The sequence below is a fragment of the Mycobacterium sp. SMC-4 genome (assembly GCF_050205565.1).
Taxonomy (GTDB): domain Bacteria; phylum Actinomycetota; class Actinomycetes; order Mycobacteriales; family Mycobacteriaceae; genus Mycobacterium.
Map to the genome: position 1 here is coordinate 80,727 of NZ_JBNMQU010000001.1, position 23,278 is coordinate 104,004.

The 23,278-nt window shown below is 66.8% G+C and carries 21 protein-coding genes and 1 pseudogene; 8 read left to right on the top strand and 14 right to left on the bottom strand.

Translation table 11 applies throughout. The features are described from left to right. Window positions 1–95: 95 nt before the first annotated feature. On the top strand, window positions 96–2,285 hold the full coding sequence (locus ACQI46_RS00340) for a sensor histidine kinase (protein ID WP_427091971.1): 2,190 nt from the start codon (window positions 96–98) through the stop codon (window positions 2,283–2,285). Here the strand turns inward: ACQI46_RS00340 and ACQI46_RS00345 are convergent. Further along, window positions 2,269–4,005, bottom strand: a complete 1,737-nt coding sequence (locus ACQI46_RS00345; protein ID WP_427091972.1) for an FAD-dependent oxidoreductase — start codon at window positions 4,003–4,005, stop codon at window positions 2,269–2,271. The two genes, ACQI46_RS00340 and ACQI46_RS00345, sit on opposite strands and share 17 nt — an antisense overlap. An 88-nt stretch (window positions 4,006–4,093) precedes the next feature. Between ACQI46_RS00345 and ACQI46_RS00350 the strand changes: the two genes are divergently transcribed. Continuing rightward, the gene (locus ACQI46_RS00350) at window positions 4,094–4,672 is read left to right on the top strand and encodes a TetR/AcrR family transcriptional regulator (protein WP_427091973.1); all 579 of its coding nucleotides are present in this window, start codon (window positions 4,094–4,096) and stop codon (window positions 4,670–4,672) included. 7 nt (window positions 4,673–4,679) lie between these two features. On the opposite strand, the gene ACQI46_RS00355 is transcribed toward ACQI46_RS00350, so the two are convergent. Both ACQI46_RS00355 and guaB read right to left on the bottom strand, forming a co-directional pair. Beyond that, window positions 4,680–5,807, bottom strand: a complete 1,128-nt coding sequence (locus ACQI46_RS00355) for a GuaB3 family IMP dehydrogenase-related protein (protein ID WP_427092755.1) — start codon at window positions 5,805–5,807, stop codon at window positions 4,680–4,682. Window positions 5,808–5,845: 38 nt separating this feature from the next. Continuing rightward, on the bottom strand, window positions 5,846–7,399 hold the full coding sequence (gene guaB, locus ACQI46_RS00360; RefSeq protein WP_427091974.1) for an IMP dehydrogenase: 1,554 nt from the start codon (window positions 7,397–7,399) through the stop codon (window positions 5,846–5,848). Window positions 7,400–7,545: 146 nt separating this feature from the next. Here guaB and ACQI46_RS00365 point away from each other — a divergent pair, with 146 nt between their 5' ends. Beyond that, a complete protein-coding gene (locus ACQI46_RS00365) occupies window positions 7,546–7,950 on the top strand; it encodes a DUF5319 domain-containing protein (RefSeq protein WP_043406106.1) in 405 nt (134 codons plus the stop codon). A gap of 17 nt (window positions 7,951–7,967) precedes the next feature. On the opposite strand, the gene ACQI46_RS00370 is transcribed toward ACQI46_RS00365, so the two are convergent. The 3 genes from ACQI46_RS00370 to ACQI46_RS00380 form a co-directional block, all read right to left on the bottom strand. Then, entirely contained in the window at window positions 7,968–9,173 is a 1,206-nt protein-coding gene (locus ACQI46_RS00370; RefSeq protein ID WP_427091975.1) for an anti-sigma-D factor RsdA, read from the bottom strand. After that, entirely contained in the window at window positions 9,166–9,744 is a 579-nt protein-coding gene (locus tag ACQI46_RS00375) for a sigma-70 family RNA polymerase sigma factor (protein ID WP_427091976.1), read from the bottom strand. Before ACQI46_RS00375 ends, ACQI46_RS00370 begins: the two co-directional genes overlap by 8 nt. 125 nt (window positions 9,745–9,869) lie before the next feature. Next, window positions 9,870–10,664 carry a hypothetical protein gene (locus ACQI46_RS00380; RefSeq protein ID WP_427091977.1) on the bottom strand — a complete coding sequence of 265 codons (795 nt, stop codon included), beginning with the start codon at window positions 10,662–10,664 and terminating at the stop codon, window positions 9,870–9,872. 391 nt (window positions 10,665–11,055) lie between these two features. On the opposite strand from ACQI46_RS00380, the gene ACQI46_RS00385 reads away from it, so the two are divergent. Further along, a complete protein-coding gene (locus ACQI46_RS00385) occupies window positions 11,056–11,346 on the top strand; it encodes a WhiB family transcriptional regulator (RefSeq protein WP_427091978.1) in 291 nt (96 codons plus the stop codon). Here ACQI46_RS00385 and mddA read toward each other — a convergent pair. From mddA to ACQI46_RS00405, 4 genes are read right to left on the bottom strand one after another with little or no spacing between them, the layout of a single operon-like run. Beyond that, the gene (gene mddA, locus ACQI46_RS00390; protein ID WP_427091979.1) at window positions 11,271–12,083 is read right to left on the bottom strand and encodes a methanethiol S-methyltransferase; all 813 of its coding nucleotides are present in this window, start codon (window positions 12,081–12,083) and stop codon (window positions 11,271–11,273) included. The two genes, ACQI46_RS00385 and mddA, sit on opposite strands and share 76 nt — an antisense overlap. Before the next feature lies 1 nt (window position 12,084). Then, window positions 12,085–13,626 carry an HD domain-containing phosphohydrolase gene (locus ACQI46_RS00395; protein WP_427091980.1) on the bottom strand — a complete coding sequence of 514 codons (1,542 nt, stop codon included), beginning with the start codon at window positions 13,624–13,626 and terminating at the stop codon, window positions 12,085–12,087. Window positions 13,627–13,663: 37 nt separating this feature from the next. After that, window positions 13,664–14,413 (bottom strand): hypothetical protein, encoded by a 750-nt coding sequence (locus ACQI46_RS00400; RefSeq protein ID WP_427091981.1) that lies wholly within the window; start codon window positions 14,411–14,413, stop codon window positions 13,664–13,666. A gap of 60 nt (window positions 14,414–14,473) precedes the next feature. Continuing rightward, complete coding sequence (locus ACQI46_RS00405) at window positions 14,474–15,529, bottom strand: 3-deoxy-7-phosphoheptulonate synthase (RefSeq protein WP_427091982.1); 1,056 nt, start codon at window positions 15,527–15,529, stop codon at window positions 14,474–14,476. A 270-nt stretch (window positions 15,530–15,799) separates the two neighbouring features. Between ACQI46_RS00405 and ACQI46_RS00410 the strand changes: the two genes are divergently transcribed. The 3 genes from ACQI46_RS00410 (at window position 15,800) to ACQI46_RS00420 (ending at window position 18,048) form a co-directional block, all read left to right on the top strand. Next, entirely contained in the window at window positions 15,800–16,063 is a 264-nt protein-coding gene (locus tag ACQI46_RS00410) for a hypothetical protein (RefSeq protein ID WP_427091983.1), read from the top strand. A gap of 93 nt (window positions 16,064–16,156) precedes the next feature. Beyond that, on the top strand, window positions 16,157–16,906 hold the full coding sequence (locus tag ACQI46_RS00415) for a hypothetical protein (RefSeq protein WP_427091984.1): 750 nt from the start codon (window positions 16,157–16,159) through the stop codon (window positions 16,904–16,906). 176 nt (window positions 16,907–17,082) lie between these two features. Beyond that, window positions 17,083–18,048, top strand: a complete 966-nt coding sequence (locus ACQI46_RS00420; RefSeq protein ID WP_427091985.1) for an NAD(P)-dependent alcohol dehydrogenase — start codon at window positions 17,083–17,085, stop codon at window positions 18,046–18,048. Between the two features lie 88 nt (window positions 18,049–18,136). On the opposite strand, the gene ACQI46_RS00425 is transcribed toward ACQI46_RS00420, so the two are convergent. Further along, window positions 18,137–18,298, bottom strand: coding sequence for a hypothetical protein (locus tag ACQI46_RS00425; protein WP_427091986.1), 162 nt, complete (start codon window positions 18,296–18,298; stop codon window positions 18,137–18,139). A gap of 259 nt (window positions 18,299–18,557) precedes the next feature. Continuing rightward, the gene (locus tag ACQI46_RS00430; protein WP_427091987.1) at window positions 18,558–18,830 is read right to left on the bottom strand and encodes a hypothetical protein; all 273 of its coding nucleotides are present in this window, start codon (window positions 18,828–18,830) and stop codon (window positions 18,558–18,560) included. Window positions 18,831–18,976: 146 nt separating this feature from the next. On the opposite strand from ACQI46_RS00430, the pseudogene ACQI46_RS00435 reads away from it, so the two are divergent. Next, window positions 18,977–19,915 (top strand): annotated as a pseudogene (locus ACQI46_RS00435) (HNH endonuclease); the annotation flags it as partial. Window positions 19,916–20,627: 712 nt separating this feature from the next. On the opposite strand, the gene ACQI46_RS00440 reads toward ACQI46_RS00435, so the two are convergent. Continuing rightward, window positions 20,628–20,888, bottom strand: coding sequence for a hypothetical protein (locus ACQI46_RS00440; protein ID WP_427091988.1), 261 nt, complete (start codon window positions 20,886–20,888; stop codon window positions 20,628–20,630). A 741-nt stretch (window positions 20,889–21,629) separates the two neighbouring features. Continuing rightward, window positions 21,630–23,255 carry a chaperonin GroEL gene (groL, locus tag ACQI46_RS00445; RefSeq protein WP_427091989.1) on the bottom strand — a complete coding sequence of 542 codons (1,626 nt, stop codon included), beginning with the start codon at window positions 23,253–23,255 and terminating at the stop codon, window positions 21,630–21,632. Window positions 23,256–23,278 lie beyond the last annotated feature (23 nt).

Below are 23,278 nucleotides of genomic sequence, written 5' to 3' on the forward strand. Positions count from 1 at the left end.
TCGACGTGATCACCAAGGCTCATGCCGCAACTCGAAGATCTCAGCGACGAGATAACGTATCGCCACGAAGCGTCCATGACGGGCTGGGGAGGACCGTGGCGACGAACGGGGGCGGGTCGCACCAGGCGTCCGGGCGGCAGATGGCCGCGCGCGCAGCCACCGTGGGCTTGCTCATGCGGCACACGGTGAACCTCGGCGTGTCCCTGATCGCCTTGGCCGACCCCCAGTCGCAGGCCACGCCGGCCGGTAAGTGGGTCCTGGCGGTCCTTGCGGTGTGGTCGGCGTACCGCCTGTCCACCCGGTCCGGCGCCGCCCGATGGCTGGGGGTGGACTACCTACTGGTGCTGGCCGTGTGCCTGGCGATCCCGATCCTGGTGCCGGATACCGGCTTTCACCTGTCCAACAGCGCTCCGCAGGCGATCGCCGGAACCGCCGTGGTGAGCATCTCGGTGTCGGTGGCGCCGCGTCTGAGCCTTTTGATGGCTCTCGGCATCGCGGCAGCCTATGCCTGCGGCGCCGCCGGCGTCCTCGGCTGGCCGGACGTCACCTCCGTGACCGCCCTGTACTACTTCGCGGTGCAGTGGGCGACGGCGTCGGTGATCCGCTACATGCTGCTCGGCCTGGCTGCGACCATCGATCGCGCGCGCGCCGACCGGGAGCACGCGGAGCTGGCCAAACAGGTCAACGACGCGGTACGCGACTATGAGCACGAACAGCTTGCGCTGCTCCACGACACCGCGGCCTCGACCCTGCTGATGGTCGGCCACGGCACCGTGACCGACCCGCATCGTGTGGCCACCCAAGCCGGCCGGGATCTGGCGCTGCTCCACGACGGCACCTGGGTGGCGCCGCCACCGTGGGTCGATCTCGTTGCCGCACTGCGGCAATGTGCCGACCACATCACGACGCCCGTGCAGTTCGGCGGCCGCGAACGGATCTGGCTGCCCGGACGCACGGCGCAGCCGGTCATCGCCGCTGCCCGCGAGGTCATGACGAATGTCGACCGCCACTCCCACGCCTCGATCCTGCGAGTCACCGTGTCCGACAGCACGGTCCGGCTGCGCGACGACGGCGTCGGCTTCGATGCCGACGCGCCGCGGTCTCGCCACGGTCTGCGAGAATCCGTGCTGGGGCGAATGCAGCGATCGGGCGGTCGCGCACGGATCTCCTCGGTTCCGCAGCAGGGCACCACCGTCGAACTGTCCTGGCTGACCGAGCCACCGGATGACCCCACCGGTGACACCGATCAGCTCACGGTGCCGGCCAGGACCCGGTACGGGCTGGCTCTGACCGTCTACGCGCTGGTCAACCTCCTGGTCACCGTTCCGCCGGCGACGGGGGCCACCCACGCCGGGCTCAACACCGCGTTGGGTGTGCTCGCCGGAGCCGGCGCACTCGCGGCCGTGCCACAGATCCTCTGGGGTCGTACCGCTTTGGGCTGGCCCGCCGCTGCCGCGTTGCTGCTGGTCACCGTCGCCCAGCCGCTGTCGGTGACCAACGGATCGGTGCTCGGTTACGCGCACTGGGCGCAGGGTGGGATCGGCTGGTGCGTCCTGCCCCTGCTGCTCGGCTTGCCCGTCCGCACCGGTGCGCCGATCCTGGTGGGCTACTGGGTGATCGGCAACGCAGTGGTGCTGTGGCAGGAGCCCTCGTCGGCAGCGCTGGTCAACATCGGGCTGGGCAGCGCCAGCATCCTCGGAGTGCAACTGTTCGCATTAATCTTCAACGGACTGATGCGCGACGCCGCCGCTGACGCCCACGCCGAGACCAAGGCGCACCACGAGGTCCTGGCCCGGGAGCGCGTCGCGGCCGCGTTGCGGATCGAGTACCAGAGGCGCTACGCCGAGGTCGTCGACCGCGTTGTGCCCCTGCTGGATTCGTTGTCCCGCGGCCACGACATCGACCATCAGACACAGATGCGTGCGCGCGCCGAATGCCGCCGCCTGCGCGCCCTGTTCGATCAGGCCGGCACCTTCGCCCATCCGTTGATGCAACGGATCCGACCCCTCGTCGACGCGGCGGAAGCACGCGACGTGGACGTAACGATCGAGGTCACCAGTGCCCTGCCCGACCTGGACGACGCACACATCGCCGCGGTGGCCGAACCCCTCGCTGACGTCCTGGCCCACGCGAAAAGCCATGCGCGCGTGGTGGTGACGGGCTCAGGCGAGACCGTGGAAGTCAGCGTCGTGTGCGACACCGACACCGTCGAACACCGACGGATCGGGGCCGACGTGGTGATGGCCGACGATCAGGTGTGGTGCCTGATCAGCCCGCCGAGGTGACCGGTTCGATCGGCAAGGTGCGCAGCGCGGCGGGCGCATCGGCGGGCACCACCGGGTTCTTCGGCGCGATCGGTGCGAGGCGCCGATAGGGCTGCCCTTGCGCCGGCCGCAAATCCTCTTCGCCGTTGTTCGGCCACAGTGAGGCCGCGCGCTCGGCCTGCGCGGTGATCGAAAGAGACGGGTTGACACCGAGGTTCGCCGAGATCGCGGCACCGTCGACGACCGACAGCGTCGGATAGTTGTACACGCGGTGATACGGGTCGATGACCCCGCTCTCGGGACTGTCGCCGATCGCCGCGCCACCGAGGAAGTGCGCGGTGAGCGGAATGTTGAACAGCTCGCCCCAGGTTCCCCCGGCCACGCCGTCGATCTTCTTGGCGATGCGGCGGGTCACCTCGTTGCCGACCGGAATCCACGACGGGTTTGGTTCGCCGTGGCCTTGCGTGCTGCGGTAGCGCCGGAAGCCGAGCCTGGTGCGCTGGGTGAACGTGGTGATCGAGTTGTCCAGGTTCTGCATCACCAACGCGATCATGGTGCGCTCACTCCAGCGGCGCGGGTTCAGCAGCCGCAGGGTGCCTTTCGGGTCGTCCTTGGCGATGTGGAAGATCTGCCGCCAGCGTGGCACGTCGGTGCCCTCGGGCCCGGCGCCGTCGGTCATCAGCGTCTGCAGCAGCCCCATGGCGTTGGATCCCTTGCCGTAGCGCACGGGTTCGACGTGGGTGTCCGACGTCGGGTGGATCGACGAGGTGATCGCCACGCCGCGGGTCAGGTCCAGATCGTCGGCCACCTTGAGCCGTCCCGCCCCGACGATGGACTCCGAGTTGGTGCGGGTGAGGACGCCGAGCCGGTCCGACAGCTTGGGCAGCCGGCCGGTGTCACGCATCTTGAAGAGCAGCTTCTGGGTGCCGTAGGTGCCGGCGGCAAGGACGACGTGCTGTGCGGTGAACGTACGCCGGTGGCGGCGCAGGAGGCTTCCGGTGCGCATGGTGCGCACCTGCCAGGTGCCGTCGGTCCGTTCGCTGAAATCGGTCACCGTGGTCATCGACAGCACCTGCGCGCCGGCGCTTTCAGCCAGCGCCAGGTAGTTCTTCAGCAGCGTGTTCTTCGCGCCGTAGCGGCAGCCCGTCATGCACGAGCCGCACTCGATGCAGCCCGTGCGCGCCGGGCCGGCGCCGCCGAAGTACGGGTCGGACACCGTTTTGCCGGGTGTCTTGGTGCCGTCCGGTCCGAAGAACACCCCGACCGGCGTCGGCACCCATGTGTGCCCGACACCCATGTCGTCGGCGACCTCCTTGAGGACGCGGTCGGCGTCGGTGAACGTCGGGTTGGTGACCACGCCGAGCATCCGCTGGGCCTGGTCGTAGTGCGGTAGCAGCTCGTCGCGCCAGTCGGTGATGTCGCGCCACTGCGGGTCGTTGAAGAACGGATCGGACGGGACGTAGAGGGTGTTGGCGTAGTTCAGCGAGCCGCCGCCCACGCCGGCTCCGGCGAGGATCATCACGTTGTCGAGCAGGTGAATGCGCTGGATGCCGAACATGCCGAGCTGCGGCGCCCACAGGAACTTGCGCAGATCCCACGACGTCTTGGCGAACTCGTGGTCAGCGAACCGCCGACCGGCTTCCAGGACCAGGACGCGGTAGCCCTTCTCGGTGAGCCGCAGCGCCGTCACGCTGCCGCCGAATCCCGAACCGATGACGATGACGTCGTAGTCAGTCTTCATCTGACCAGTATGAACTTACCGATCGGTAACTTGCCAGCGAGGTTGCCCTTATTTCCAGACGATAATGTCGAGCACTGTGGCCAATGGGATGACGACGCGCGAGGCGAAGCGGCTGCAGACCAGGGAGCGCCTGCTGGGTGCCGCCATCGCCGAGTTCAAGCGCGCCGGGATGGCCGAGGCCGATGTCGGCACGATCGTGTCGGCCGCCGGTGTCGCCCACGGGACGTTCTTCTTCCACTTCCCGACCAAAGAACACGTCCTGCTCGAGCTCGAGAGTCGCGAGGAGGCGCGGATCGCGAAGCGGTTCGCGACGTTCACCAAATCCCACAACGACCTGCTCGCGGTCCTGCAGGAAGCGGTCCGCCTGATCCTGGCCCTGGAACGGCGCCTCGGTGTCGTGTTGTTCAAAGACTTTCTGGCGCTGCATTTCTCGCCCAAGCGCCCACCGGCCGAGGAGGGCGACGACCACCCGTTGATCGTGCTGGTGGCCGAGCAGATCGAACTGGCGCAGCAGCGCGGTGAGATCGACGGCGACGTGACGCCCATGAACAGCGCCATCTACTTCCTGCTGGGCCTGTACGCGCTGCTGATCACCGTCGACGACTCGACGGCCCGCAAGACGCTGATCGAGGACTACCTGACCCGCACTCTGCGCAGCCTGCACTGACCGGCGGTCAGCTCCCGACGGTCAGCCCGACCTTCTGGAACTCCTTGAGGTCGCAGTAGCCGGCCTTGGCCATCGAACGGCGCAGCCCGCCGACGAGGTTCAGCGAGCCGAACGGGTCGTCCGACGGACCGTTGAGCACCTGCTCCAACGACGGCCGCTCCCCCGCGGCGATCTGCAGCAGCGACCCGCGGGGCAGCGACGGGTGCGCCGCGGCCGCGGGCCAGAACCAGCCGCCGCCGAGCGCCTCGGCCGCCGAGGCCAGCGGGGTACCGAGCACCACGGCGTCGGCGCCGCACGCGATGGCCTTGGCCAGGTCACCGGAGGTGTGCATGTCGCCGTCGGCGAGCACGTGCACGTAGCGTCCGCCGGTCTCGTCGAGGTACTCGCGCCGGGCGGCGGCCGCGTCCGCGATCGCCGTGGCCATCGGCACGCTGATACCGAGCACCTCGTCTGACGTCGTCGCCCCTTCGGTCGAGCCGTAGCCGACGATGACGCCGGCCGCCCCGGTGCGCATCAGGTGCAGTGCGGTGCGGTGGTCGAGCACACCGCCGGCGACGACCGGTATGTCGAGTTCGGAGATGAACGTCTTGAGGTTCAGCGGCTCGCCGTCGGAAGCCACCCGTTCGGCGGAGATGATCGTGCCCTGGATGACCAGCAGCTCGACGCCGGCGGACACCAGCGCGGGAGTCAGAGCACGCGCGTTCTGCGGGCTGACCCGCACGGCGGTGGTGACCCCGGCCTCCCGAATCCGTGAGACCGCGGCGCCGAGCAGCTCGGGGTCCAGCGGTTCGGAGTGCAGCTGCTGCAGCAGTCGGGTCGAGGCCGAGGGGTCCGCTTCCTTCTCTGCTGCGGCGATGACCTGCGCGATCTTGTCCTCGACGTCGGCGTGCCGGCCGATCAGGCCTTCGCCGTTGAGCACGCCGAGTCCGCCCAGCCGTCCCATCTCGATGGCGAACTCCACCGACACCAGAGCGTCGGTCGGGTGTGCGACCACCGGGATCTCGAACCGGTACGCGTCGAGCTGCCAGGCGGTGGACACGTCCTTCGACGACCGGGTCCGCCGGGACGGGACGATGTTGATGTCGTCGAGTTCATACGTGCGGCGGGCAGTTCTGCCCATGCCGATTTCCACCATGTCGCGCATTAGTCGTTCCCCTTCAGCCCCGTAAGACCCTAGCGGGCGTAGTAGTTCGGGGCCTCCACGGTCATCGTGATGTCGTGGGGATGGCTCTCCTTCAGACCGGCGGCGGTGATCTGAACGAACTGCGCCTGCTGCAGCGCCTCGATGGTCGGGGATCCGGTGTAGCCCATGGCGGCGCGCAGGCCGCCGACGAGCTGATGGATGACGGTCGACAGCGGGCCCCGGTAGGGCACCCGTCCTTCGATACCTTCGGGGACCAGCTTGTCCTCCGAGAGCACGTCGTCCTGGAAGTAGCGGTCCTTCGAGAAGGAGCCGCGCAGGTTGCCGGTCGCGCCACGGCCCTGCATGGCAGCCAGCGACCCCATGCCGCGGTAGCTCTTGAACTGCTTGCCGTTGACGAAGATCAGTTCGCCGGGCGACTCGGCGGTGCCCGCGAGCAGCGAGCCGAGCATCGCCGTGGACGCGCCCGCGGCCAGCGCCTTGGCGATGTCACCGGAGTACTGCAGACCGCCGTCGGCGATCACCGGCACCCCGTACGGCTTGCACGCGGCGACCGCTTCGAGGATCGCGGTGATCTGCGGGGCGCCGACACCGGCGACCACGCGCGTGGTGCAGATCGAGCCCGGCCCGACCCCGACCTTGACCGCGTCGGCGCCGGCTTCGACCAGCGCGGCTGCGGCCGCCCGGGTCGCGACGTTGCCGCCGACCACGTCGACGCGTTCCCCGACCGCCGTCTTCAACCGGTGCACCATGTCGAGCACGCCGCGGTTGTGGGCGTGGGCGGTGTCGACGATCAGCACGTCGACGCCCGCGTCGACGAGCGTCATCGCCCGCGACCACGCATCCTCGCCGACACCGACGGCGGCGCCGACCAGCAACCGGCCGTCGGAGTCCTTGGTCGCCAGCGGGAACTGTTCGGTCTTGACGAAGTCCTTGACGGTGATCAGGCCGGTGAGCTTGCCGTGGCCGTCGACGATGGGCAGCTTCTCGATCTTGTGGCGGCGCAGCAGCCCCAGCGCGGCCTCGGCGGAGACACCCTCCTGCGCGGTGATCAGCGGCGCCTTGGTCATGACCTCGGCGACCCGCTTGTTCTGGTCGACCTCGAAGCGCATGTCGCGGTTGGTGATGATGCCGACGAGCTGGCCGTCGGCATCGACAACGGGCAGCCCGGAGATGCGGAACCGGGCGCACATCGCGTCGACCTCGGCCAGCGTGTTGTCCGGCGAGCAGGTGACCGGATCGGTGACCATGCCGGCCTCGGAGCGTTTGACCGTCTCGACCTGGCCGGCCTGCTCGGCGGCAGGCAGGTTGCGGTGCAGCACGCCCATTCCGCCGGCGCGGGCCATCGCGATGGCCATGCGGGATTCGGTGACGGTGTCCATGGCCGAGCTGACCAGCGGCACCTTCAAGCGGATGCGGCGGGTCAGCTGGCTCGAGGTGTCCGCGGTGGCCGGGATGACGTCCGAGGCGGCGGGCAACAGCAGCACGTCGTCGAACGTGAGCCCGAGCATCGCGACCTTGGTGGGATCATCGCCGCCCGTGGACACCGGAACGGCGATAGGGATGCTGCTTTCGGCGATCGACATCGGGGGAGCCTTCCAGAGACAGTGCAGCAGGCCCATACGCGACCTGAAGCCACATCTTATCGGCAATGAGCTAGCCCGTCGGGTCGCCCATGACGTGCCGGGCGAGCGCTGGCGCTATGTGCAGGGGGCTGCGTACTCTTGATGGCGTGCGAGACCACCTGCCACCAGGACTGCCGCCTGATCCGTTCGCCGACGACCCGAGCGATCCCTCGGCCGCGCTGGACGCCCTGGAGCCCGGTCAGCCCCTGGATCCGCAGGAGCGCACCGCCGTCGAAGCTGACCTCGCCGATCTCGCGGTGTACGAAGCGCTGCTGGCGCACAAAGGAATTCGCGGGCTGGTCGTCTGCTGTGACGAATGCCAGCAGGACCACTACCACGATTGGGACATGCTGCGGGCCAATCTGCTGCAGCTGCTCGTCGACGGCACCGTACGTCCGCACGAGCCGGCTTACGATCCCGAGCCGGACTCCTACGTGACGTGGGACTACTGCCGCGGCTACGCCGATGCCTCACTCAACGAGGCGGCCTCGGAGTCCGACGGCTACCGCTGAGCCAGCGAACCGGGTTTTCAGCCCGCTTGTCCGCCCGGGATGACCGTTGTCGTGGTGGGCGGAATCACTTGAGACGTCGGTGACGGCGCCGCTTCTGTGGTGGTCGGGGCTGCCGTGGTGGTCGGGGCCGGTGTCGAACTCGGTGACGAGCTCGCCCGCGCAGGAGACGACGAGCCGGCGGCGGTCGACGACGACGGCGTGGTCCTGGGCGCGGCAGCCGACGACGACACCGGTGACGACGAGGGTGCCGACGAGCTGGGCCGCACCGACGATGACTGGTCGACCACCGTCGACGGCGACGGCGCCGACGTCCATGTCGACGTCGATGTCGGTGCAGCGGTCGGCGAGGTGCCGGTAGACGGCACGGACGACGACGTCGGCGCCGGTGCGGGCGTCGTGGTCGCCGAGGGCGCCGCCGTCTGCGACGGAGCGGTCGTCTCCGAAGTCACGCTCGTCTCCGAAGGAGCGGTCGTCTCCGAAGGCCCGGTGGTCTCCGACGGAGATGTCGTCTCCGAGGGTGACGTGGTTTCCGACGGAGCGGTGACCGTCAGTGAGTTCGGATCGAGCAGCACGGCCGGCAGTTCGGGGAACGTCGGCAACGGCGCACCCGGGGTGACGGTCGCCGCAGGGTCCTGTGCTTCCACCTTGACGGTCAGCTCCTGCCACTGCGTGACGAGGTCCTGCCTGCTCTCGACGTCGCCGACCGTGGCGACCGTGGTGGTGACGGCCTCCAGCTTGGCCTTGGCGCCTTCCCAGTCGCCCTGCTCGATGAGCTGCTGCACCTGCTGCATCTCGGTCTGGGCGGCCAGGATCACCGCGTCGTCGCGCACCGCCGGCGACTGGTCGCCGAACATCGCGGTCCGCAACCCGTAGAGCGCATCCCCCGGGCCGGACCCGGCGACGACGGCGCCGAAGCCGCCAAGACACAGCACGGCCGCGGCGGCCGAGCCGACGACGGCCAGTGACATGCGTCGGCGTCGGCCCGGCGAGTTGACGCGCTCGAGCGCGGTGGCCGCGTCGTCGACCGACAGCAACGTGCCGACGGGCGTCTCGCGCACGTCGTCGCGCCAGCCGGCCAGCAGCTGCGCCAACTCGGCTTCTTCGCGGTCGGTGGCGTACACCGGTTGCTGCGAGGCCAGCGCGTCGAGGAACTGGTCGGTGCGGTTGATGTCGTTGAGGGACGGATCGCCTCCGTTGGCACCCCAGCGTCCGAAGTCAGGCATAGTCACGCCCCGTGGTCGCGATCTCCGACTTCAGGCGCGCCAGCGCCCGGTGCTGAGCAACGCGCACCGCGCCCGGTGTGCTGCCGACGGCCTCGGCCGTCTCCTCGGCGCTCATGCCGACGACGACACGCAGGATCAGGATCTCGCGCTGCTTCTCAGGCAGGATCTCCAGTAGCGCCTTCATGCGCGCCGCGGACTCGGAGTCGATGGCCATCTGCTCGGGTCCGGCCTCACCGGAGAAACGCTCCGGGACGACATCCATCGGGTCGGACTTGTTGCGGGCAGCCGCCCGGTGCGCGTCAGCAACCTTGTGCGCTGCGATGCCGTACACGAAGGCCAGAAACGGTCGTCCCTGATCCTTGTACCGCGGCAGCGCCGTGATGGCAGCCAAGCACACCTCCTGAGCAACGTCATCAGCTGAGAGACCGCTACGTTCCGCGGTTCCCACCCGAGCCCGGCAGTACCGGACCACGAGGGGGCGGATGGTCTCCAGCACCTCCCGGAGGGCGTCTCGACTGCCGGCTATCGCCGCAGCAACGACATCATCGAGACGTTCTCCCGAAATTGTCATCGTGCGCGGTATCTCCAGCGTTACTACGGGACACACTCGTCCCGGAGGCGAGGTGGCTGTGTCGGTCGGCACCGGATCGGTGCCGGCTCAGCTAAACAATAACGACCCGGTAGGTCGCAACCCCGTTACCGTGAACGCCACACGCCGCCCCATCTGATTACGTCAGTTGCGGCGCGGTCCCGGAGGGCCGTGACCTGCGCCTCGGCGTAGGAGTTGCTGCCGATGTCGGCCAGCAGACTCGCCGCTGCCCACCGCAGCGGAGCCAGTCTCAGGTCTTCGGTGGCCGCCAGCGCCGCGTCGGCCACCCGTCGCGAGCTGTCGAGGTCTCCCGCGCTGCAGTGGGCCGCGGCCAGGACGACCCTCGACTTGACGTCGTGGCGGACCGACCCGGTGGCCTCTGCGAGGTCCACCGCCTGCCGCGCGAAGTCCACTGCGCGCGCGCCGTCACCGCGCACCATCGCCAGTTCGGCCGACACCCACGCCAGCCGCACCGGCAACCGCGCGACGTGCGTCTCGGCGACGACGTCGGCGGCGCGCGCCAAGGCGCGCTCGGATGCGGCGAAGCGACCCACCCCGAGCGCGTCGGCGGCCAGACCGATCAGTGCGTCGGCCGCCGGCTCGCCGACCCCGCCGGAGAGTGCCCACGCGCGCCCGTCAAAGGTGCGCGCCCTCTCGTGCCAACCGAGCTGCCGCAGGAACGAGGCCCGAGTGCTGTGCGCCAGCGACGCCAGCGGACCGCGGGTTGTCCGACGGAGCACGACGGCCAGATCGGCCAGCGCGCCGGCATACCGGCCCTGCCCTGCCGCGGCGACCGCACGCAGCCAGAGATCGTGCGCGCGGCAGGCGTCCGGCAGCGGCCACCGACCGGGGCTACGACCGAACGCCGCGTCTTCCAGCTCGGCGGTGGCAGCGGTGTTCATCGGTGCGCGACGCTATCAGCCGGGGAAATTTGCAGAGCGCGTCAGTTAACAATTTGTGGATGCCGTGTTACGGCAATGTTTACGGCCATTCCTGTGCATCGAATTAGCTACTTGACAGATGTCGAACTGAACAGCCAAAACAGCGGTTCCGTTGGTTGCGCAATCACGTTGCCTAGCATCGTTCTCGACGCGCAAACTGCGCAAGGATGAACGTGAGGTAAATTTTCTGCCTGCGGATATGCGGTTGAGCACACCGCCAAGGTATTGACGGAAAATCCGTAGCCCTTCTACGTTGAGTGCACGAGTGGTCATCGGCGACTGTGCTCGGTTCGATCCAGAACTCACGCGTCCACTGAGTACGCGAAAAGGGTGGACAGAGAGGGGTTTTCCAATGCCACAGCCGCAACAGCTGCCCGGTCCGAATGCCGATATCTGGGATTGGCAGATGCATGGTGTTTGCCGAGGCGTCGATTCCTCGATGTTCTTCCACCCCGACGGTGAACGTGGGCGGGCCCGCGCCCAACGGGAAATGCGCGCCAAGGAAATGTGCCGGCAATGCCCGGTGATCGCCCAGTGCCGCAGTCATGCGCTCTCGGTCGGTGAGCCCTACGGGATCTGGGGCGGGCTCAGCGAGTCCGAACGGGAGTTGCTGCTCAAGCGCGGGATTCGCCGCAGCGCCTGAGCCGGTCGCGGTATCAGCATAGGGACGTCGCCGCGGTATCGACGGTACTGATCGCCGAGGGTGGCGATCAGATCCCGTTCCTCAAACCGCAGCGCGACCAAGATGTAGGCGGTGCTCGCAGCGGCGAACAGCAGGTGGCCCGCGGTCATGGTCGGTGCGGCCCAGAACGCGACCACAAAGCCGAGCATCAACGGGTGCCGCACCAACCGGTACAGCATCGGCGTGCGAAAGTGGTTCGCGTCATCGGGTTTTCCGGACCTCCAGGTGTCGAATACCTGACGCAGACCGAACAGTTCGACGTGGCTGAGCATAAAGGTCGACGTCACGACCGTCGCCCAACCGGCCGCGGCGATCACCCAGATCACCGCCCGCGCGGCGGGCGGTTCGATGTGCCACACCGTGACATCCATGGTGCGCCACTGCCAGAACAACAATCCCAGCAGCGCGCTGGAGACCAATACGTACGTGCTGCGTTCGATCGCGGGCGGCACGATGCGAGTCCACCGCTTCTTGAAACCGGGGCGGGCCATCACGCTGTGCGGAACGGCGAAGGCGCCCAACAGCATGAGGTTGACAAGGACCGCTTCGGTCAGAGGCGACTCGATGCCGCGATCCACCGTGCGGGGTACGCCGATACCGGTCACGAACCCGACGGCGTACAGAAACGCGACGACAAACGCTGCGTAACAGAGGATTCCATAGACGAGAGCCGCTGCGCGGCCGAGAGTTGATCGCATTTCACTTCACCAGTCCGTTCTGTAGGACATACATGCTGGCGCCGATGCGGTTGGACGCTCCGATCTTGGTGTAGGTCCGCTCCACATGGTTGCGCGCCGTCTTCTCCGAAATCACCAACGCTGCGGCGATCTCCTTGTTCGATGCGCCCCGCGCGACGAGCCGAAGCACCTCGATCTCGCGGGGTGTCAAACCGTCTGGCCGGGCCGGCCCGGGTTTCGTCGGCCACCCCGCAGCGTGCAGCACGGCATTCACGGCGGCCGCGTCGAGCTCTCCTGCCCGCACCCGTTCCGTGAGCCGACGCTCGGCGTCGTCGGCCGACATGGCCGGCCGGTACGGCCGGGGCTCCAGTGCCGCCTGACAACTCACAGCTGCGGCGAGGATCCGGTCGGGCATCCGTAACGCCGGTCCGGCCACACCGCGCGGATAGCCGGAGCCGTCCACACACTCGTGGTGGTTGCCTGCCAGCACGGCAACCTCGGCCAAACCCGTTATGCGGCTGAGGATTCGAACCGTCAGGTAGGGATGTAGACGGACGTGTTCGAACTCCCCGGGGGTCAGTCCCGACGCCTTCGACCAGACCTTGTTCGACACCCCGATGCGGCCGAGGTCATGGACGTAGCCGGCGCGACGCAGCATCGTGGCTCCGGTGTCATCCAGTCCGGCGGCCGCCGCCGCAGCGGCGGCGAGGTCGGCGACTGCGCCGGAATGGCCCAGCGTGAACGGGCATTTCAGGTCGACGAACTCGCCGAGTGCCTGCAGCATGCCGTCCAGTTCCGCATCGGCGAGGTGGTCGTGCCGGTCGGGTGCCTCGTGCAGCGCGGCCCGCCAGCTGTCGCCGACGGCCGGTCCGGCCAGGATCTGCTCCGCGCCGTCGAGAAAGACATCGGCCACTGCGGGATCGAACTGACCCCCACGACGGGCTTTGACCATCGCGACGGCCCCGGTGATTCCGAGCGTGCGGTGGTGCACCTCGACCATGTCCGACAGTTGTGCCACGCGGATGGCGATCGGCAGGTCATCGCCGGCCGCGCCGTGCGGCAGTCCACCGCCGTCGAACCGTTCGAACGTGAACCCCAGGGCCTGCTGGACGTCAGCGTTCAAACCCATCCGCTCGGCCAGCAACGACGCGGAGGCACAGTGCGAGTGGATCAACTGGATCAGCCGGGTGCGGGCACCGGCCAACAACGACGCGACGGTCAGCATCCGCCGGGTGATCGCTTGTCCCCGACCGATATTGGCCAGAATGAACCGGTAGTACGGCAGGCCCGCCCAGTCGACGGTGTAGGAGTCGCGGCGCACCGCGATGTCGTCGCCGAACCAGCCCGCGTATTCGTGGGAGTCGGCATGGCAGCCGATCCACATCACCAACGCCGTGTAGTAGACGCAGTCGCGCTGCGCGGGGGTCAGCCCCAGCCGGTCGGCGATCCGGGTACCGATCAGCGCCGAGCGCAACATGTGTTCGGCGGGCTGACCCAAGCCGAGGTCCACGGCCACCGACAGGGCCGCGAGCAACTCAGCCCTCGTCGGGCCTGCCGCGTTCATCGGTTCGAGTGTGCGCCTGAAACCAGCCGCGGACACGTCAAGTCGCCAGATCGGCGGCGCTGCGGTGTCGGGTCGGGTCGAACGCATCGAAACGCCCCTGGGCGATGACCGCCAGACCGCGCTGCGGCGCCCGGAAGTCCCCGAGAGACGCCTGCTCGGGGAGCGGCGCGATCCTCCCGAGGTGGACGCCCCGCAGCTGCGCGCGGCTGTCGCGCACCGCCCACATCCGGCGCGGAGCGATACGGAAGTGCTGCCCGTTGGGCATCGTGCCGGCCAGCCGCACCTGCCCTGCGCCCAACACGGTGCCGGCGAGTCGGCCGATGACCCCGAGCGCGCCGGTCCTCGTCCAGGTGCCGTCGGGTAGCCGGGTCGCGACGGTGGTGAGGATGCGGGTGGCGGCGGTGTCCTGCAGGTCGACGGTCCAGTGCAGGACGTCGGGAATGTCGATCGTCAGCGTGTAGTCGCCGGTCCAGGTGGTCTCGATGGGGCATTCGACTGCGCCGTTGGACGTGGCCGCGCTGAAGTACCGGGCGCAACTGTGTTCGGCCGGGGTCGTGGCGTAGAACGTCCACGCCCCGTCCGGGGCGCGGTGCCAGACCGACCGGTACCCGGCCGCGCCGGGAAGGAACGACGCGGCCGGGAAATCGCGGTAGGCCAGATAGTGGCCGCTGGCGAACGGCAGGCCCATCACGCCGAAGCCGGTGACGGTCTCATCGGTTCCGCCGGGCAGAGTCGGGGTATCGGCCACCTGCGCGGCCGCCGAGCGGGGAGTGTTGTTGGTGTTCATGGGCTGTAGCGTGCAGCCCGGACACCCCCGCCCACATGAGGCGATTGCCTCAAATCCGGCCTATGCGCGGCGCGCCAGCTCCCGCAGCACCGATTCGGTGCTGGCCCAATCCATGCACTTGTCGGTGACCGACTGTCCGTAGGTCAACGGCAGCGCCTCGGGGGCCTGCGCGCCGGCCACCAGGAAGCTCTCCAGCATCACGCCGCTGACCGGAAGACCGTCGCGCACCATCTGCGCGACCTCCCCCGCCACCGCCGCCTGACGGACATGATCCTTGCCGGAATTGGCGTGGCTGCAGTCGATCACGACGCGGCCGGGCAGACCGGCCGCGGTCAGCTTGGCGACCGTCGCCGTGACATCGTCGGCGGTGTAGTTCGGGCCGTCGGTGCCGCCGCGCAGGATCACATGGCAGTCATCGTTGCCCTCGGTGTTGACCACCGCGCCGCGGCCCATGTCGTCCATGCCGAAGAAGACGTGTTGCGCCGCAGCGGCTTTCACCCCGTCGACGGCGACCTGGATGTTGCCGTCGGTGCCGTTCTTGAAGCCCACGGGCATCGACAGCCCGGAGGCGAGCTGGCGGTGCACCTGCGATTCGGTGGTGCGCGCACCGATGGCACCCCACGCCACAGCGTCGGCGATGTACTGCGGGCTGTTGGGTTCGAGGAACTCGCAGCCCACGGGCAGGCCGATGTCGATGATGTCGAGAAGCAGCTGGCGCGCGATGCGCAGGCCGCGGGCGACGTCGAAGGTGTTGTCCATGCCCGGGTCGTTGATCAGGCCCTTCCACCCGATCGTGGTGCGCGGCTTCTCGAAGTACACGCGCATCACGATCTTCAGGCGGTCACCGAGTTCCTCGGCGACCTTCACCAGCCGGCTCGCGTAGTCCAGCGCGGCGGCCGGGTCGTGCACCGAGCACGGACCCACCACGACCAGCAGACGGTCGTCGCGGCCGGCGAGGATGTCGGCGATCTCGTCGCGGTCTCGGGCGACCCGTTCGGCGCGCCGGGCACCCAGCGGGAACTCGGTGAGCACGTCGTGCGGGCTGGGAATCTCGGTGAATCGCCGGATACGCCGGTCCGAGGTGGCGGGCGGGGTGGCGATCTGCGCCAGATTCATGGGGAGGTGCCTTCCTGATGACGGGCACCTACTGGTCCGGTGCCCTTTAATGACGAAAGGCAGCGACCTGCTGGTCACTGCCTGGGCTCCGGGTGGATGCGTGCTTAGCGCTGCGCTTTATCGGCTCCGCCCGGAGCCTTGATAAAGCGCCAATAGCCGACGCACACACCGATGTTCACGCCGCCAGGCTATACCGTCGCGCGGACGAGGGCAAAACCGGCCTCTCAACGGTCGGTTTCGTTCGGGCGGCCGGCGTCAAATCGACAGGGCATGAGCCAAGCACCAGACGATCCCGCCGACGACCCCGACAACGAGGCTGAACCGCGTCAGCGCTGGCTGGCGGCGGTGCAGGCAGACTCGCGGACCGACGCGCGTCATCACGCCGCCGCCGAAGTGATCGCCCATCAGCCGGAGGTGCCGGCCGAACACACCGCCGCCGCCGAGGAGCTCGTCCAGATGGGTTTGGCCTGGCGCAACGAGCTCGACGGGGAGCTCTCCTACACGCCGATCGATCCTGCGGGGAAACCCGGATAGTCGAATCGCTCCACATTCGTCTGGCGTTCACCGCATCATATTGGTGCCATGCGGACGCACGTCTTTTCCCACTTCGGGCCCATACTGCGCGACATGCCCGAATCCGAGTTCGCCGCCGAGATCGAACAACCGAGGCGTCTGAGGATTGCCGCGGGCAAAGCCAGCGTAAAGAGAATCGATATCGCATATTTTCCAAGCGCCCCGGTCAACGTCGACGCTCGCATCGCGATCGTCGGTCTTACGCCCGGTCGGCAGCAAATGCGCAACGCCTGGATCGAGACCCGCCGGTGTCTCCGCGCCGGTCTCAATGAGATGGACACCCTCGCGTCCGTCAAGGTCCTTGCCAGCTTTTCCGGACCGATGCGGGCCAACCTGGTCGCGATGCTCGATTCGATCAAGGTCAATCGACTGCTCGAGATCAGGTCCACTGCCTCACTCTGGGGCGACGACGCCGAGATCGCGTTCTTCACCTCGGCCCTGTGCTTTCCCGTCTTTGTTGACGGAGCGAATTATTCGGGCACGCCATCGATGTTCACTACCCCGCTACTCCGTGAACAACTGACGTCCGGGTTCCTAAAGCAAGCATCGGAACTCCGTCAGGCGGTCTTCGTACCACTGGGGCCGATCGTCGGCCGTGCCCTCGAATTCGCGGCCGAAAGGATGGACATCGACCCAAACCGAGTGCTGACAGGCTTACCCCACCCTAGCGGCGCCAACGCTGAACGCATCGCCTTCTTCCTCGGACGAAAACCACAGCACATGTTGTCGAACAAAGTGCGGCCGGAACGGTTGATCACCTCCCGGGCAGAGTTGCAGAGAAAGGTAGCCACGCTCCTGCCGTAGCGGCTCTGCCGCAATTTGCCCCAGGCACAGCCGTTGCCGGTTCTAACATCGGGTCCACAGCGATCACGGGCAACGGAGCGAGCGAGGGCTGACCATGAAGGCACTGCGGCTGACGATCTGGAAGAGCGAGCCGGAACTCTTCGAGGTGCCCAAGCCGACCCTCGGGCCCGGGCCAGGTGGTGGTCAAGATCGGCGGCGCGGGCGCCTGCCACTCCGATCTGCACCTCCTGCATGACTTCGACGCTGGGATGATGCCGTGGACTCCCCCGTTCACCCTCGGGCACGAGAACGCCGGCTGGGTCGACTCCGTCGGCGACGGTGTCCACGCCGTCGCCGAGGGCGATGCGGTCGCGGTGTACGGGCCCTGGGGCTGCGGCCGGTGCGAACGCTGTGCGCTCAGCGCGAAGAACTACTGCGAGGATCCGCTGTCGGCGCCGGTCATCAGCGGAGGCGGCGGGCTCGGGATGGACGGCGGCATGGCTGAGTATCTGCTGGTACCGGCCGAGCGATCGCTGGTCAAACTGCCCGAATCACTCGAAGCGTCGACCGCGGCGGCCCTCACCGATGCCGGTCTGACCCAGTACCACGCCATCCGGCGTTCGTGGGCGAAGCTGACGCCGACCGCCACGGCGGTGGTGATCGGAGTCGGCGGTCTGGGTCACGTGGCCCTGCAGCTCCTCAAGGCGACCACAGCCGCCCACGTGATCGCGGTCGACAATCGTCGGGAAGCGCTAGACCTGGCCACCGAAATGGGTGCCGACGACGTGGTGCTGTCCGGCGATCAGGCCGGCGAAGCCATCAGAGAACTGACCGGTGGCCGCGGCGCCGACGTGCTGCTGGACTTCGTGGGAGCCGAGCAGACCATCGAGCTGGCTCGCACGGCCGCGCGACCACTCGGCGATGTGACGATCGTCGGCATCGCCGGCGGCTCCGTGCCGTTGTCCTTCTTCTCCCAGCCCTACGAGGTGAGCATCCAGACGACGTACTGGGGATCGCGGCTCGAGCTCAACGAGTTGATGGATCTGGCCGCCAGGGGCCTGGTGCACGTGGAGACGACGACGTACTCGCTCGACGATGCGGCCCGGGCCTATCGGGATCTGGCCGACGGCAAGGTGCGCGGACGCGCCGTCGTGGTGCCCTGAACAGCGTCACCTCGCCCGTCGATACCGAACACCTAGGGCTGTGGTCATCGTCGGGGTCCAGAGCGCTTGACCCATTCGACTCCAGCTCTTACAGACCGGGGTTCTCGAGCCATTCCCGAATGTGGTCGGCGACGTCCCGCCACCTTGGTTCCAGCATCATGCTGTGCCCCATCTGGGGAAACAGCACCGCCTCGGTGCCGATCTTGCGGGCTGTGAGCCTGACCTGATCTGAGGTATCCCGTCGGGTCACGTTAAGTGCCTTCAGCGCAAGGGCACCACTGCCGAGCGCTTCCCGGCCGTCCAGCACTTGGATCCGCGCTACTTCTCGTATCGGTATCGGCTTCGTGAACGAGGCCGGTGTGGTTTCGCGGCTACGACGTCGCCTGACAGTTACAGCCGGGGCCTGGTCGCTCGAACCAGGCCCCGGTTTCACGCGTTTCATCCGCTATGCGCTCGCTGTGATTGTCGGGCTCGGCTTACCAGCGACCGGCCCCTATCGCGTACCGAAGCTAATCGCGGTCGATCGTGTCAAAGCTTCCATTTCGGGCATCCTTCACAGCCGCAGCTAAGACGCGGGCCAAGACCTCGGCTTCCTCAAGCGACATGAGCATCACTACCGGGCTGTGCTGCAACCAATTCTCCCCCTCAGAGCGTTGTTCTTGATCTCCGTAAGGGAACAGCATTACCGACGTGTGGGTTATTTCGCCTTTTCCATTAACCGTCGCAGTCGTCTCGACGTGCGGGGTGACATCGAACTCGGTGTATCTAGTGTTCACATTCACGCTGAGAACCTATCCGGCAGAGCACAACTGCAGGTGCTGTCCGCAGATCTGGCATCAATAGGCACGTTCAAATCGCGTGACCGCGCGTGACGCGATTGGCCAAAGCCCTATCATTCACGGTGACTCGCGGGAAGGAACCGAACGGTATGGAAGCTCTCCTGATTATCGGCGGCCTCGTGCTCGCGGGTTGGGGCTCGTATCTGATTGGCCGATACATCCTCAAAGAGCGGTATTTTGCAAGCGAAGAGTTCCTAGCGCACAAGAAACGGATCGCATCGTTTGTTGCCGAGCACAACGAACTAGCCCACTACGTTGCCGAGATCCGCAGCCGCGGAACGTTCGAACTCGGCGCTTCGTATACCGGGTCAATGGCGCATCTAGCCACGTTCGAGAACACGAGCTACTGGAATTACCGCCGGGATCGGAACGTGGCGAATTATCACGCACCGAACGTGCATAACTGTTCCTTGCAAGTGGTGCGCAACGCCAGCGCAGAGCCCCTGAAGTACGTGATGAAGTATTTCGACATCAAGGCTGACGAGACTCATCTCGCAGAGGTCGAAAACTTGGGCGACGACATCGCGCGCCTGGAGGAGGCTGTCTACAACCTCCAGCAGCGTGAGGAGAGCATTACTCAATCGATCAGCCCGCCTGCATTCATTTTGAAGCACTACGCAGGCGAATTCATGGAGCACGTCGGGGTAGAGCTTTCGCCGATCACGGTTCCCTACCCGGTGTACGTCTTTGAGTACGTGAGTGCCGGTGGGAACAGCTCGCAGCGCTCGTCCGTCACGTTTGATACCCCGACGATCGACGCGCTTATCGAGACCCTTTCGCAGAAGATCCGGTGGCGAAAAAGTGCTGCTGGCCAGCGCGCTCTGATGACCTCAAAGCTGCGAAACTCCATCAAGGAACGTGACAACCACACCTGCCGGTACTGCTCTGTGTCCCTCGCGGAGCAGCCCCACCTCCTTCTAGAGGTAGACCACATCGTCCCCGTCTCCAAGGGCGGCTTGTCTACGCCTGACAATCTGCAGACTCTGTGCTGGCGCTGCAACAGGCGCAAATCGAACAAGATCGCATCTGACGAACAGATGCGGCCGAAACCGCAGACGAAAGCCCAAAAGCCGAAGGCGCGACTCACTGAAGCCACCGCAATTGAGTACTCGACAGTTCAATGCTTCAAGTGCGACCACAAGCAGAAGGTGTCCAAGTCCGTGACGAGCTTTACCTGCGAGCAGTGCGGCCAACCACTGAGACGCAAAGCGTCAGCGTCGGCCGTCCCGCAGACGAAAGCACGGCGGGCGGCGCGACCCACGGACCCACCCGCGGTTGAGTACTCGACAGTTCAGTGCTTCAAGTGCGAGCACGAGAACACGGTGTCCAAATCTGTGACAACCTTCGCCTGCAAGCAGTGCGGCCAGCAGCTCAAGCGCAGAGTGTCCATAGCCGAACTGCCCCGCCGCGGGGGGCCTGACTGAATCGGCAGCTGACACACACCGATCCGTATCGGCACGGCCTGCACGACGCCGACGCGTGGCCTCAGAACGTGTAAGGCGTTGATTGCCTAGGCATCCGCGGTCGAGTGGCGCGGCCGTCGATACGCCATCGAGGGAGAACCACTGATCTACCAACAGAGCCGCCGGACTGCTCACGTCGACTACGAGATCATTCTGGCAAAGGCGCTTATCCGCGTAGACGAAGGAAAAACCCGCACTACTGGGGGCTGGGGTCCCAGTGACGCGGGCTTCCGTCGATCAAGTAGCTGCTACCGAGCGCATGAGGCCGAGTGACGGGTCACAGGAAGGGGAGGTCGTCCTGCAGCCGCTCAAAAAACTCGAGCATCCTCTCGTAAAGGCCGTGCTCTTCGGTGAAGGTCTCACCGATTTCCTTGCCGCTACCGAACGCCACTCCTTGGGCCATCCGGTCGAAGAGCCTCCGCTTGTGCTTCCGGTTACGTTCGTGGAACGCCTGCAGAGTCGCATCCGGGGCGCTCTCGGATTTCTTGCCTCCTGATTCGTCGTCGTGGGGGTCTTCACTAGAGACGGGCTGCGTCATCGCGCCCCTTTCTCGCGGACCGTCTTATGGCTTTCCGACTCGGCGTGAGTCAGTGCCACCATGCGGCCGGTCAACGCCGCAGGTCTATCAGGTGGGTCTTTCGTCCTTGAACACCTGTAGGCCATCGAGTACTAGGGCGCGAATCGCAGATGAACGAGTCGCGTCCGGAACTCCATGGTCTCTGCAGAACTCGACAAACCTGTCAAGATCAGCCGACTCAGAGGGCGTCAACTTTGCCTGAGCCAACACGGTCCGGCGTTCAGCCTTCTGAAACGCCGCCAGGTCAGTAACGTTCATCATTTCGATTCACCTCCTTTGGGGTTGCTGCGGTGCGGTTTCGGGCTATTCACTGCTATCTCTTCTCTTCCTTTCACCCTGGGCTTGGGTGGACGGCTCGATGGCCAAGGGGTTCTTGGCCTGGCGGGCTCGAGCCGCAGATTGATCATACCAGAAGGTATCCCTACCGGTATACCAAAACGTCTACGACGCAGCTTGGGCTCCCTAGGCGACGCTGCTCCTAACAACTTCGCCTACAGGCTGAAGGCGTCGATCGACCAGGGGGGTGCAAAAAATCGAACCATTGAATAGTCGACGGTGAGCATCCGCATGGCTGGCATGAACACTTCCCTATGCGGCGTCTCAGGTGCGACGACTCGACCTCGAGGTCCACTCGAAAATTCGCGGCCTTTCCCAAACGAAAACACCCCCGGCCCAACGGGACCGGGGGTGCTTCGTGACTAACTAGTGAGCGTGGCCGTGATGGCCGTGGCCGTGCCCGTGATCTTCTTCCTCGACCGGCTTGTCGACGATCGCGGTCTCGGTCGTCAGGACCATGCGGGCCACCGATGCCGCGTTGACCACCGCGGAGCGGGTGACCTTCACCGGGTCGATGACGCCGTCGGCGACGAGGTCGCCGAACTCCAGGGTCGCGGCGTTGAAGCCTTGTCCCGCAGGCAGTCCGGAAACCTTGTTCACCACGACCGAGCCGTCGAGGCCGGCGTTGGTGGCGATCCAGTACAGCGGCGACGACAGCGACTGCGCGAACACCTCGACGCCGAGCGCCTCGTCACCGGAGACCGTCTCGCGCAGCTTGTCCAGCGCGCTGCGCGCCTGCACCAATGCTGCACCGCCACCGACGACGATGCCCTCTTCCACCGCGGCCTTGGCTGCGGCGACGGCGTCCTCGACGGCTTCCTTCCGCTTCTTCAGGTCCGTCTCGGTGGCCGCGCCGACCTTGATGACCGCGACACCACCGGCCAGCTTGGCCAGCCGTTCCTCGAGCTTCTCCCGGTCCCAGTCGGAATCGCTGGTCTCGATCTCGGCGCGCAGTTGCGACTTGCGGCCGTCGATGGCCTCCTGGGTGCCGCCACCGTCGACGATGACCGTGCTGTCCTTGTCGACGACGACGCGCCGGGCGGTGCCGAGCACCTCGAGGCCGACCTCACGCAGCACCAGGCCGACATCGGGGTTGACGACCTGGCCGCCGGTGACGACGGCGAGGTCGTCGAGGAAGGCCTTGCGGCGGTCCCCGAAGAACGGCGCCTTGACCGCGACGGCCTTGAGGGTCTTGCGGATCGCGTTGACCACCAGCGTCGAGAGCGCCTCGCCCTCAACGTCTTCGGCGACGATCAGCAGCGGCTTGCCGGCTTCGGCGACCTTCTCCAGCAGCGGCAGCAGGTCGGGCAGCGAGCTGATCTTCTCGCGGTGCAGCAGCACCAGCGCGTCCTCGAGCACCGCTTCCTGGCTGTCGAAGTCGGTGACGAAGTACGCCGACAGGAAGCCTTTGTCGAAGCCGACGCCCTCGGTGATCTCCAGCTCGGTGTTGAGCGTGGAGGATTCCTCGACCGTGACGACGCCGTCGGTGCCGACCTTGGTCATGGCCTCGCCGACCAGCTCGCCGACCTCGGCGTCCCGCGATGACACGGTGGCGACCTGCGCGATGGCCTTCTTGTCGTCGACCGGGGTGGCGGCCGACAGCAGCGCCTCGGACACCGCATCGGCGGCCTTGGAGATGCCGGCGCCGAGGGCGATCGGGTTGGCGCCCGCGGCGACGTTGCGCAGACCGGCCTTGACCATGGCCTGGGCCAACACGGTGGCCGTGGTGGTGCCGTCACCGGCGATGTCATTGGTCTTGGTCGCCACGGACTTGACCAGCTGGGCGCCGAGGTTCTCGAAGGGATCTTCCAGGTCGATGTCACGCGCGATCGTCACGCCGTCGTTGGTGACCGTCGGGCCGCCCCACGATTTGGCGAGCACGACGAACCGGCCACGGGGACCGAGGGTCACCTTGACCGCGTCAGCGAGCTTGTCGACACCCGCCTCCATGGCGCGACGCGCGGTCTCGTTGAACTCAATCTGCTTGCTCATGAGAGTTTGTGTGTCTTTCCTTT